The organism is Pyxidicoccus sp. MSG2, from assembly GCF_026626705.1.
GTDB lineage: Bacteria > Myxococcota > Myxococcia > Myxococcales > Myxococcaceae > Myxococcus.
This window is the reverse complement of the sequence record NZ_JAPNKC010000001.1, coordinates 1,368,625-1,381,201: the sequence shown is the minus strand read 5'-3', so window position 1 is coordinate 1,381,201 and position 12,577 is coordinate 1,368,625. Positions and strand designations below refer to the sequence as shown.

Sequence of the window (12,577 nt, the reverse complement as noted above, 5' to 3'; positions counted from 1 at the left end):
GGAGGGCCTGGGATGGAGCGCGCGGCACTGAGGGACCGGCTGGAGGACATGCTCAGCTTCACGGCGGTGGCGCGGGCCTTGAGCTTCGCGGACGCGGCCCGGGAGCTTGGCATCAGCGCCTCCGCCTTGAGCCGGCGCATCGCGAGACTGGAGGACGCGCTGGGCACCGCGCTCCTGCGGCGCACCACGCGCCACGTGTCGCTGACGGAGGCCGGGACGCTGTACCTGGAGCGGTGCGGCGACGTGCTCACCCGCGTGGAGGACGCGGAGGCGCTCGTCTCGGGTCTGGCGGGTGAGCCTCGGGGCCGGCTGCGGGTGGCCGTGCCCAACCTGTTCGGCCAGCTCCAGGTGGCCCCATTGCTGCCGGACTTCCTGCGTCGCTACCCGCGCATCGGGCTGGAGTTCTCGTTCATGGACCACTACGTGGACCTCGTGCAGGAGGGCTTCGACGTGGCCATCCGCATCGGCACGCTCACGGATTCGAGCCTCGTCGTGCGCCGGCTCGCGACGAACCACCGCATCCTCTGCGCGGCCCCTTCCTACCTCCGGGGCCGCCGGCCGCTGGCGAAGCCCGAGGACCTCGCCCACCAGCCCTGCCTCTACTTCAGCCCGCTCTCGGACGGGCAGGTGTGGAACCTCCACCGGGGGGACGAGCAGGTGGCGGCGAAAGGCCGTCCGGTGCTCGTCGCGGACAACGCCGAGGCACTGCGACTGGCGGCGGTGGCGGGCTGTGGGGTCACCATGCTCGCCACGTTCCTCATCGCGGAGGACCTGCGCGCCGGGAGGCTCGTGCGGGTGCTGGAGGGCTGGTCGGTGCCAGACACCGGCATCTTCGCGGTGCACCCGCCGGGCCGGCTGGTGCCGTCGAAGGTGAAGGCCTTCGTCTCCTTCCTCGCGGAGCGGTACGCGGGCACACCTCCGTGGGAGCGGGTGGGGAAGCGTCGCTCGGGGACGTGAGGATTTGATAGACCCGCCGCTGTCTCACGCCTGGAAAGACTTCATGGAACTCACGCCCGCTTCGGACTTCTCGCCGCGCGCCCTCTCCACGCTCTTCGCCCGCTCGTTCGAGGGCTACTTCGTCACCATTCCCGACGCGCCAGTGCTGTTCGACGCGCGCGTGAGGACGGAGCACATCTCCCTGGCGGACAGCCGCATCGCGCGGGTGGACGGTGAGCCGGTGGGCCTGGTGTTGATGGCGCGGCGGGGAAGGGTGAGCCGCGTCGCTGGCATGGGCATCGTGCCCTCGCATCGGAATCGCAAGCTGGGTGCGTCCATGCTGTTGCCGCTGCTGGAGGAGGCGCGTGCCCGCGGGGACACGCGCATGGTGCTGGAGGTCATCGAGCAGAATGCGCCCGCGGTGAAGCTCTATGTGCGTCTGGGCTTCCAGCGCGAGCGTCGCCTGGTGGGCTTCGTGGGGACGCCATCACCGGAGCCTGCTGCCCTGGAGGAGGTGGAGCCCCTGGCCTGCGCGCGGTTGCTTCCCGACAACCTGCCCTGGCAGATGGCTCCTTCCACGGTGGCGGGGCTCGCACTTCCCGCGCGGGCGTTCCGGCTCGGGCCCGCGGTGGCGGTGCTCGGGGATGTCTCCGCGCCTACGCTCGCGCTGCGCGCCATCGCCGTGGAGCCGGAGGCGCGAGGGAAGGGGTTCGGACGCAGGCTGCTCCGCGCGCTGGCGGCGGCGTGGCCGGGCAAGCCCATCGCGGCGGGCGCCATCGTCCCGGAGGGACTGTGCGACCGCTTCTTCCTCGGAGCGGGATTCTCGCATCCGACGCTCTCGCAATTGGAGCTCGTCCATCGCTTCACGCCGTAGCGCGGGCGCGGCACCGCCCTGTTACGGTGCGCGGCCATGAACCTCATCGAACGCCTGCAGGAGTCGATGCGCCACGCCGCGAGGGAGCGATACACCTCCGTTCCCGTCCCGCCCTTCACCGCCTACTTCCATCCGTTCGACGCGATGGTCTATCTGAACTACGTCATCCCCGACGGGCCGGTGACGGGTGACACGCGCGAGGCGCTGCGGAAGCTCCGCACCGAGTTCGAGGCACGCCAGCGCGTGCCCCGCTTCGAGTACGTCGACGCACTCGCCCCCGAGCTGGCCGGCATGCTGAGCGCCGCTGGCTACCGCCAGGAGGCCGAGGCCCGGCTCATGGCCTGCACGCGCGACACCTACGTCCCCTTCAAGGGGCCGGAGAGGCTCACGCTCACGGTGCTCTCGCCGGATTCGCCTCGCGAGGAGGTCCGCGACTTCTGCGTCACCACACGCCAGGGCTTCAGCCCGGGGGAGACGGTGACGGTGGGCGACGAGGAGGTCTCGAAGACGCTCGAGGACCTGAAGGACGGCCGCGCATTCCTCGCGAGGATGGACGGGCGTCCGGTGTCGGGCGGGCAGTTCTCCTCACCCCATCAGGGCACCACCGAGCTCGCGGGCGTGGCGACGCTCCAGGAGTGGCGGGGGCGTGGCATCGGCGCGGCGCTCGTCTCGCGCGCGGCGGAGGAGGCCTTCTCGCGGGGCGTGGAGGTGCTGTTCCTGAGCACCATCACCGAGGAAGCCGGCCGCCTCTACGAGCGCGTCGGCTTCCGGTTCGTCACGCGGATGCTGTTCTACGTCGACGCCGCGGCACCTGCCCACGGCTGAGTCCCGTCCGAATGCCGCCGCGCTCATTTGAGAAGTCCGGGAAGTCACTCTTCCCGAGCAGGGCAGACAGGCGAGCGTTGAAAGGACCTGGGCGGCGGGCTCGTAAAGGAGCATGAAAGCCACCCGCCCGGTCGTTCTACAATCCGCTCCCGAATGCCCCCCCGTCCCGGCCGCACCCTCCACGTGTACCCCGATGCCGGCCGGCGCCAGGCAGCGCTGCGTGCCGGAGGGGATGCGAGCGGGCTGTCGGTGGGCGCCAACCTGCTCACCTGGGACGAGCTGCTGAATGCGCTGGGCGGCGCGCGTGAGCTGAACCGGCGGCCGTGCCCGGCGATGGCCGCTCGCACGGTGGTGGCCTCGCTGGGGCCCGCCCTGGGGCCCACACCGTTCGGCGAGTACGTGCGCGAGCCCGCCTTTGCCCGCGCCGCGCTGGACGTGGTGTTGGACCTGAAGGCCGGCCGCCTCACCGCGCGCGAGCTGCAGGACGCGGTGGAGGTGCTGCCGCCGGACCGGCAGAAGAGGGGCCGGGTGCTCGCCCGCCTGTATCACCTGTACGAGCAGAAGATGGCGGAGCTGGGGCTGGCGGACCGCGAGGACGTGATGCGCGGTGCTCGCGAGGCCCTGGCCAGCGGAGCCTGGCCGGTGGGCTGGGAGGGCGTGGGCGCGCTCGTGCTGCACGGCATCTACGACGTGCGTCCGTCCGGGCTGGAGCTGCTGCTGTCGCTGGTGGCGGCGTGCGAGTCGCGGCGGGTGACGCTGCGGGTGGAGACGCCGGTGGGAGGCTCGCCCGCGGCGGACGCGGCGCTGGCGGCCCTCTTCCGCGCCTTCGAGAACCGCGGCGAGACGCTGCCGCACGTGGACCTCTTCAAGGCGGACGTCACCTTCGAGGGCCGGCCCTTCATCGACCTGGGGCGCCACCTCTTCTCGCCGCGCGCCCCGCGCGACGTGCTGAAGGACGCCGTGCCTGCCCTGCGCGTGTGGAGCGCGGCCACGGCTCGCGAGGAGGCGCGCCTCGTCGCCCGCGACGTGCGGCGGCTCATCGCGGAAGGGGCCTCGCCCGGGGACATCGCGATTGCGTGGCGCGAGCCGGGGCCGGAGGCCGGGTGGCTCGCGGAGTCGCTGGGCGAGCTGGGCGTGCCGGTGCGCCTGCCCTGGGGCGAGCCGCTGGCCCTGGCCGGCCCGGTGCGGCTCGCGTTGGATTTGCCGACGCTGGTGGAGGACGGCTTCCCCGCCGAGCGCGTCGCGGAGTTGGTGGGCAGCCGCTACGCGCCCACGCTGTCGCGCGGAGGTCCGGACGCGCCCGCGAGCCTCTTCGCCCTCGCCGCCGTGCGCGATGACAAGCTGGGCGCGCTGCGCAACCGCGGCGCGTATGACGTGCGCCTGGATGGGCTGGCCCGACGGCTGCTCGCGCTCTACGGCGCGCAGAAGAAGGAGGCCGGCAACCGCGTCCACGCCGTGCAGGTGCTGCGCGAGCGCTGCATGCTGCTGGTGGACTTCTGCCGCCGCATCCCCGAGGAGGGCACCACCGGGGAGCTGCTCACCGCGTGGTGGCACGCCGTGGAGCGGCTGGGACTGGTGGATACCGAGGGGCCGCTGGAGTCGCGCGAGGAAGGTGGCCTGGGCGCCCGGGCCGTGGACGCGCGCGCACGGGACGAGGCCGCGCGCGAGGCGCTCCGTCAGCGTGTGCAGGGGCTGTTGCGGACGATGAAGGCCGTGGGCGGCGGGCCGAAGCTGCGGCGGCGCACCTTCGGCCGGTGGCTGCGCGACGCCATGGCGGACGCGCACCTGCCACCGCGAGGGCCTCGGAGTGGCGCGGTGGAGGTGCTCGACGTGGCCGAGTTGACAGGCCGCACCTTCCGCCACCTCTTCCTCGCGGGCATGACGGAGGGCCGCTTCCCCGGACGGGACGCGCCTTCTCCGCTGCTGGGGGACGCGGAGCGCTCGGCCCTCAACCAGCACCTGGGACGCGACGTGTTCCGCCTCACCGGCGGCGAGTTCGAGGACCGCGCGGCATGGCGCCTCACCGAGGACCGGCTGCTCTTCGCCAGCGCGCTGGCCGTTGCCGAGGAGACGATGAGCCTGTCCTTCGCCATGGAGGCCGCGGGCGGGCAGGAGCAGGTGCCGTCCGCGTTCCTGGAGGAGGTGCGCCGGCTCACCGCGCTGAAGTGGACGCCGCGCTCGCTGCCGCCCATTCCTCCGCTGGACGAGGTGCTCACCGAGGCCGAGTTGCGCCGCTGCGTCGCGCTGGAGGCGCTGGCCCAGCCGAAGCTGCGCGTCACCGAGCCGGACGCGGCGGCCCCGCTGCTCAAGCGCCAGTTCGAGAAGGAGCCCTGGTACACGGGCGCGCGCGAGCTGTCGCTGGTGGAGGTGGAGCGCCTGTTCTTCTTCGGCGACCCGAACCGGCAGCCGGGGCCGTACTCCGGCTCGGTGGACGCCAACACGCTGCGCGAGTCACTGCGCGAGACGTTCCGCTTCGACCTCACGCGCCCGCTGTCCGCGTCCGCGCTGGCGCGCTTCGGCAACTGCGGCTTCCAGGGCTTCCTCACGTATGGGCTGAAGGTGTCGGAGCCGGACCAGCCGGGCGAGGAGTTCGATGCGCGCGGCCGCGGCACCTTCTGGCACCGCGTGGTGGAGGAGGTGTTCAAGTCCCTCAAGGAGCACGAGCTGCTGGGCAAGGCGCCGGAGGACGTGCCGGACGCGGTGCTGGACGCGGCGCTCAAGTCCGCCATCAAGCACTTCGAGAAGTTCCACCACGTGGGCCACCCCGCGCTGTGGAAGCTGGCGCACGAGCGCGCCCGCGCCATGGCCCGCCGCATCCTCGTGGACGAGCGGCGCGGGCTGCCCTTCGACAAGATGGTGCCGGAGGGCTTCGAGCTCCAGTTCGGCCCCGCCGCCCAGGACGACAAGTGGCGCAACGTCATCCTCCCGATTGGTGGCGACGCCATCGTGTTCGAGGGGAAGATCGACCGGCTCGACATGTCGGGCGGTGACGTGGGCGTCATCGACTACAAGTCCGGCCGGCTGGACAAGCGCGCGCTGAAGGAGAAGCTGCTCACGTCGGACTTCCAGCTCCCGCTCTACCTCTACGCGGCGCGGGAGAGCGGCCACAAGGAAGCGAAGCAGGCGGCGTGGTTCTCGCTGCGCACCGGCGCCACCATCCACCTCTCCGAGGTCGTCTCCGCGCAGGAGATGGACGAACTGCTGTCCACGGACCCGGAGGTGCGCACACAGGTGGCGGAGAAGAACGGCCTCAACCTGCCCAACGCGGTGGAGTCGCTCGTGAATACGCTGCGCGAGGGACGCTTCGCCGCGCGGCCCCAGGACTGCGGCACGTGTGGCTTCCGCGCCGTGTGCCGGATTACCGAGCGACGGATGACGGAGGAGGGCGGATGAGCGACACGCCGCACCTCCTCGCGCTGGAGCGCAACCTGGCCCTGATGGCCGGCGCGGGCGCGGGCAAGACATACAGCCTGGTGACGATGACGCTGCACCTGCTGGCGGGCGCGCGCGAGGTCGGCGCGGCGCTGCGTCCGTCGCGGCTGTGCATGCTCACCTTCACGGACAAGGCCGCGGCGGAGATGCGCTCGCGCGTGCGGCAGCGCCTGGACGGGCTGGCGCAGGGGGACACGCGGCAGGACCAGGAGACGGAGCTGCGCGCGTCGCTGGCGCGGGTGGACAAGCCCTTCCCGCTGCCGGACGTGTGGCGGCAGGTGCGCGAGGAGCTGGGCGGGGCCACGGTGGGCACCTTCCACTCGCTCTGCGGTCAGTTGCTGCGCCGCGCGCCTCCGGCGGTGGGCATCGACCCGAACTTCGAGGTGCTGGACGAGCTTGAAGCCACGGGCCTGGTGCGGGACGTGTGCGAGCGCGTGGTGCTGGACGCGTTGGAGGAGGGTGACGCGCAGGTGCGCGAGCTGTGCCAGGAGCTGGGCTTCTCCGGCTCGGGCTTCTCCGACGGGCTGGTGGATGCGCTGGTGTCCGTCTACCGCAAGCTGCGCGAGGAGGGACTGCGCGCCGCCACCGCCGCCGTGGGTGACGCGGCCGCGGCCCGCGTAGAGCTGGAGGAGTCGATCAAGAAGTGCCTCCAGCTCTGCTCCGAGGCGCGGGGGTTGGACACGAAGGGCGAGTGGAGCCGGCTGCTCGGCGGGCTGGAGCGCGCACTCAACGGGATGACGGCGGAGAACTTCGGCACGGGCGAGCGCTTCCCGTGGATGCGGGCCTGCTTCAAGGCGGATGGCCGCAACCACGCGCGACTGAGCAAGGGCGCGGCGGCCCCCATCCGCGAGGTGTACTGGCGCATCTTCGGCAAGAGCGATGGCTCCGTTCCGCGCATCGACGACGCCTGGGCCGCGTGGCGCACCGCTCCTTTCGAGGCCACCTTCCGTGCGCTGCTGACGCAGGTGGAGGAGCGCCACGACACGGAGCTGTCCCGGCGCAACGTGTTCGACTTCACCTCGTTGCTCGTGAAGTCCCGTGACTTGCTGCGAGACTTCCCGGAGTTCCGCCGCCAGGTGCAGGAGCGCATCGGCGCGCTGCTGGTGGACGAGTTCCAGGACACCAACCGCCTCCAGTTGGAATTGGTGTTGCTGCTCGCGGAGCAGCGCGACGGCGGGCCGCGCGAGCTGGTGAAGGACGCGGACCTGGTGACGGCGCTGCCGCTGGAGCCGGCCTTCCTCTGCGCGGTGGGAGACCGCAAGCAGTCCATCTACGAGTTCCGCGGCGCGGACGTCTCCGTCTTCTCCGTGCTGGCGAAGAAGATTGAGGACGAGGGCGGCACGCGCGGCTTCCTCCAGCACAACCGCCGCTCCGTGCCGGGGCTCCTGTCCTTCTTCAACAGGACGTTCGCGGGCGTGCTCGTCGCCGCCGACGCGCAGGAGCCGCGCCCCTTCGAGGTGGTCTACGTCCCCGGGGAGGACGACCTGTCCGCGGTGCGCCCGTCGCTCACCGAGGCACCGGTGGTGGAGCGGCTGCAACTGGAGGAGGCGGACACGGCGGCGGACCTGCGCTGGCTGGACGCGGACTCGGTGGCCCGGCGGCTGCGGTGTCTGCTGGCGCCCGGCGCACCGGCCACCGTGGAGCGCGAGGACGGCGAGGGGCTGCGCCCGGCGCGCGGTGGCGACGTGGCCATGCTCTTCCGGACCTTCACGCACCTGGAGGTGTACCGGCAGGCGCTCATCCGCCACGGGGTGCCGCACCGGGTGCTGCGAGGCCGGGGCTTCTACGGCGCACAGGAGGTGCTGGACCTGGCCTCGCTGCTGGCGTTGCTGGCGGACGCGGAGGACTCGCTCGGCTTCGCGGCGGTGCTGCGCTCTCCGCTGGTGGGCCTGTCGGACGCGTCGCTGTTCCTTCTCGCGGGGGACCAGCCCCTGTCGCTGGCGTCCACGGGGCTGACGGACCCGAAGGTGCTGGAGTCCATCCCCGAGCGCGAGCGGCTGCGGCTGGAGCGCTTCCTGGGCGCGCTGCCCTCGCTGCGGCGCGAGCGGGACAGGCTGGGCGTGCGGGAGCTGCTGCTGTCCGCGCTGGACGTGACGGGCTACCGCGAGGCGCTGGCAGGCTCGCCCTACGCGGAGCAGGCGAGCGCCAACGTGGAGAAGCTGCTGGCGCTGGCGTCGCGGCGGGACGAGCGCGGCACGGGTGGGTGCGTGGCCTTCGCGCGCGAGCTGCGCATGCTGGCGGAGAACGACCCCACCGAGGCCCAGGCGGACCTGCTGGACGCGGGAGACCCGCGCGCGGTGCAGCTGCTCACCATCCACCGCGCCAAGGGCCTGGAGTGGCCCATCGTCGTGGTGCCAGCGCTCGGCGGCCGGCGGCGCACCACCAGCGCCCGCGCGCACTTCGAGCGCTCGCACGGCATCTCCCTGCGCCCGTGGGTGCCGGACTCGCTGGACGACTACACCTCCACGCGCTTCGACGCGGTGCGGGCGGAGCTGAAGGCGCGCGAGGACGCCGAGTACCGCCGCCTCCTCTACGTGGCCCTCACCCGCGCCCGGGACATGCTGGTGCTGTCGGGCGGTGCGGAGCCGCGCGGAGGCAAGGACTCGTGGTGGCATCTCATCGACGCGCGCCTGGACGTCGATGCGGAGCTGCGCGGGTTGGTGGACGATTTGAACGTCGACTCGCTCCCGCCGCCCGCGGACCCCGAGCCGCCGGGCCCGGAGGAGATGGCGCGCGCCGGGGCCCGCGTGGAGGCCGCGCTGCTGCGGGTGCGCGGTGGGCTCGCGGAGGACGGCGAGTCCTCGAGCACGGCGGTGGCCTCCGTGGGCGCGGTGCAGGACTTCCTCGCCTGTCCCCGGCGCTTCCACTACCTGCACCGGCTGGGCCTTCGCGGCGCGACCTGGCCCTGGGAGGTCGCTCCCCGGGGCGCTCCGCCGCTGGTGGAGCCCGACGGGTGGCTGCCCGCCGAGAGCCCGGAGGGGCTGACGCTGCGCCTGCTGCGAAGCGTGGACCTGCGGCTCGCCGCGGCACCGGACGCGGAGCCCGCCGAGCGGCGTGCCCACCTGGAAGCACTGCTGCGGGATGCGGGCGCGCTCCCGCACGACGAGGGCATGGAGGGTGTGCTGGGCGCGGTGGAGCGCTTCCTCGGCACGGACCTGGCCCGGCGCATGGCGGCGTCACCCGCGCAGTCCGTCCACCGGAGCCTGCCCTTCCACCTCGCGCTGGAGGGCGGGGCTGCCCTGGAGGGTGAGTTGGACATCCTCTGGGAGTCACCCGAGGGCGAGGCGGTGGTGCTGTCCCTCAAGTCCGGCGGGCGACACCCGGTGGGCGCGGCGGCCTACACGCATGAGCTGGCGGCGCTGGACCTCGTCGCCCGGCGGATGGTGCGTGAAGGGGTGCCGGTGCGGGTGGGGGTGGTCTTCCTGGGGGAGCCGCGCCCGGAGCCGGAGTGGCTGTCCGGAGCGAAGGGGCTGGAGGCGGCCACCAGGCGGCTGGCGGGGGCCGTCCAGGCGCTGGCCCGGGGGGAGGTCCGGGGCGACTGGCCCGGGCGGGAGAGGGCGGCCTGCCAGGCCCTGCATTGTGGCTTCTCGGAACACTGTCACCCGGCCCCCGGCGCGTGCTAAGCGGCGGGCACCATGCCGAACGTCGTCGTCATCGGAGCGCAGTGGGGAGATGAGGGTAAGGGCAAGGTCGTCGACCTGCTTACCGAGCATGCCCAGTTGGTCGTCCGTTTCCAGGGCGGCAACAACGCGGGCCATACGCTCGTGGTGGGTGGGCAGAAGACGGTGCTGCACCTGATTCCCTCGGGCATCCTCCATCCGGGCAAGACGTGTGTCATTGGCAACGGAGTGGTGGTGGACCCCGCGGTCCTTGTCGGGGAAATCGACGCGCTCAAGGCGCGCGGCTTCCTCAAGGAGGACTCGCAGCTCATCATCTCCGACAATGCCCACGTCATCTTCCCGTGGCACAAGCTGCTGGACAGCTTCCGCGAGAAGGCGCGCGGCGGCAGCGCCATCGGCACCACGGGCCGGGGCATCGGTCCGTCCTACGAGGACAAGGTCGCCCGCCGCGGCATCCGCGTGCGTGATTTGCTCAACGCGGAGCGGCTGCGCAAGCGGATTGAAGAGCGTCTCCCGCAGGCACTGGAAGAGCTGAGGGAGCTGTGCGCGAAGGCCGGAGACCCGGTGCCGCAGCTCGAGGTGCCGCAGGTGCTGGCCGAGTTCTCCGCCCTGGGCGAGCGGCTCAAGCCCTACGTGCACGACGCCTCGCTCTTCCTCTCCGAGCAGGTGCGCCGCGGCGCGCGCATCCTCTTCGAGGGCGCGCAGGGCACGCTGCTGGACGTGGACCACGGCACCTATCCCTTCGTCACCTCGTCCAACTGCGTGGCGGGCAACGCCGCGGTGGGCTCGGGCCTGGGGCCCACGGCCATCGACAAGGTGATGGGCATCAGCAAGGCGTACACCACCCGCGTGGGCGGTGGCCCTTTCCCCACCGAGCTGAACGACGCGCTGGGTGAGCAGCTGCGCAAGGTGGGTGACGAGTACGGCGCCACCACCGGCCGCCCCCGCCGCTGCGGCTGGCTGGACGGCGTGGTGCTCCGGTACGCCGCGCGCGTCAACGGCCTGTGGGGCATGGCCCTCACCAAGCTGGACGTGCTCAGTGGCCTCAAGACGCTGAGCATCTGCACCGCGTACGAGCTGGACGGCCAGAAGATCACCGAGCTGCCCGGCGACTACGAGGACCTCGCCCGCGTCAAGCCCATCTACGAGTCGCTGCCGGGCTGGGACGAGAAGATTGCCGGCGTGCGGACCTTTGATGAGCTGCCGGAGAACGCCAAGCGCTACGTGCGCCGGGTGGAAGAGGTCAGCGGCGTCCCCGTGGTGTGCGTCTCCGTGGGCGCCGACCGCGGCGAGACGGTGCTCCTCCAGAACCCGTTCCGGAGCTGACCTCGGGGCGGGGTCCTGGCGGGCCCCGCCCGAGGTGGGCTGGCACGGGCCCGTCTCCTGACTGAGGTGGGCTGACACGGGCCCGGGGTTTCTGCTACGGCATCCGGGTCGTCACCCCAGGGGGCCGTCATGGTTGTCGTTCGCAGGTTCGTCATCGCCATGTCCGCGACGTTGCTGCTGGGCGCCGCGGAGCCCTCCGCTCCGGCGCGCGCCGCGTTCGAGCGCGGTGAGGCGGCGCTGTCGGCCGGCAGGATGGACGAGGCGAGCGCGGCCTACCGCGAGGCCCTGGCCGCCACGCCCGGGTACGCCGCGGCGCTCAACGGGCTGGGCAGCGTGCTCTTCCGCAAGGGCCAGGTGGCCGACGCCATCGCCCGCTTCCGCGAGGCCACGCAGGCGGACCCCGGCCTCAAGATGGCGTTCTTCAACCTGGGCTATGCCGCGCGCAAGGCGGGCGACGCCGCCACCGCGGCCCAGGCGTACGAGCGCTACACGCAGCTCGAGCCGAACGACGCGGACGGCTACTACGGGCTCGGCGAGAGCTACCGGCAGCTCGGCCAGAAGGACAAGGCGGTTGCCGCGTACCAGGCGTACATCGCGCGGGAGAAGCGCCCGGGCGAGCAGGTCTGGGTGCGCAAGGCCCGTGAGTACCTCGCGGCCATGGGCGCGGAGCCGGTGCCCGCCGCCGCGGCGGTACCGGCCGCTGCCTCCACCTCCACGCAGTCCGCTGCCGCGACTCCAGCGGTGGAGATGCCGGCGCCGTTCCCGGAGTCCCGGCCCGCCAGTGCTGCCGCCCCGGTGGTCGCGCCGGAGCGCACGCCGAACCCGGCGCTCGCGGCCGCGCGCATCCGGGACGGGGATGCGCTGATGAAGGAGCGCCGCTACCGCGAGGCGGCCTTCGCCTTCGTGGACGCGACGCACGCGGACGCCGGCCATGTGGAGGCCCTCTTCAAGCTGGGCAATGCGATGGCGGTGCTCGGCTACTACGGGCAGGCGGTGGAGAAGTGGGAGCGCGCGGCGAAGCTCACCCAGGACGCCGCCATCCGCCAGAGCGCGCAGGACAACGTGGTCCGGGCGCGGGCGAAGATGGCGCAAGCGGGGGCTTCACCCCAGGCGGCCGGTCAGCCCCCGGGCTCCGGGCCGGTGTCGGACACGACGCGAGCGCAGGCCCGCCGCGCGTACGAGCAGGGCGTGCAGCGCATCGGCACTCGCGACTACGGCGGCGCGCTGACCAGCCTCACGCAGGCCATCCAACTGGAGCCGATGCTGGCGGTCGCCTACACCGCGCGCGGCAGCGCGAACATCGGTCTGCGGCGCTATGCGGAGGCGGCGGCGGACTACCAGTACGCGTTGGAATTGGAGCCCGGCGCGGCCTCGCCGCTGTACGGGCTGGCCGAGTCGTACCGGGCGCTGGGGCGCAACGCGGAGGCGCGGGGCCTCTATGAGCGTTATGCGGCCTCGTCCGCAACCGACGTGCGGTCGCAGCTCCAGGAGGAATCCCGACAGAAGGCCGCGAAGCTGCGTTGACCGCCCGCCAGGGGAGCAGGGGGGCAGGTGGACCGTGTCA

7 protein-coding genes are annotated in these 12,577 nt (G+C 72.6%); all 7 read left to right on the top strand.

Annotated features, from left to right (window positions below):
• Positions 1 to 12 precede the first annotated feature (12 nt).
• The 7 genes from OV427_RS05690 (at position 13) to OV427_RS05660 (ending at position 12,537) form a co-directional block, all read left to right on the top strand.
• Positions 13 to 957 carry a LysR family transcriptional regulator gene (locus tag OV427_RS05690; protein ID WP_267855087.1) on the top strand — a complete coding sequence of 315 codons (945 nt, stop codon included), beginning with the start codon at positions 13 to 15 and terminating at the stop codon, positions 955 to 957.
• Between the two features lie 43 nt (positions 958 to 1,000).
• On the top strand, positions 1,001 to 1,810 hold the full coding sequence (locus OV427_RS05685) for a GNAT family N-acetyltransferase (protein ID WP_267855086.1): 810 nt from the start codon (positions 1,001 to 1,003) through the stop codon (positions 1,808 to 1,810).
• A gap of 36 nt (positions 1,811 to 1,846) precedes the next feature.
• Positions 1,847 to 2,635, top strand: a complete 789-nt coding sequence (locus OV427_RS05680) for a GNAT family N-acetyltransferase (protein WP_267855085.1) — start codon at positions 1,847 to 1,849, stop codon at positions 2,633 to 2,635.
• A gap of 153 nt (positions 2,636 to 2,788) precedes the next feature.
• Entirely contained in the window at positions 2,789 to 6,028 is a 3,240-nt protein-coding gene (locus tag OV427_RS05675; RefSeq protein ID WP_267855084.1) for a PD-(D/E)XK nuclease family protein, read from the top strand.
• Positions 6,025 to 9,690, top strand: coding sequence for a UvrD-helicase domain-containing protein (locus OV427_RS05670; protein WP_267855083.1), 3,666 nt, complete (start codon positions 6,025 to 6,027; stop codon positions 9,688 to 9,690). Before OV427_RS05675 ends, OV427_RS05670 begins: the two co-directional genes overlap by 4 nt.
• A 12-nt stretch (positions 9,691 to 9,702) precedes the next feature.
• A complete protein-coding gene (locus tag OV427_RS05665) occupies positions 9,703 to 11,013 on the top strand; it encodes an adenylosuccinate synthase (RefSeq protein ID WP_267855082.1) in 1,311 nt (436 codons plus the stop codon).
• A 129-nt stretch (positions 11,014 to 11,142) separates the two neighbouring features.
• Positions 11,143 to 12,537, top strand: coding sequence for a tetratricopeptide repeat protein (locus OV427_RS05660; RefSeq protein ID WP_267855081.1), 1,395 nt, complete (start codon positions 11,143 to 11,145; stop codon positions 12,535 to 12,537).
• Positions 12,538 to 12,577 lie beyond the last annotated feature (40 nt).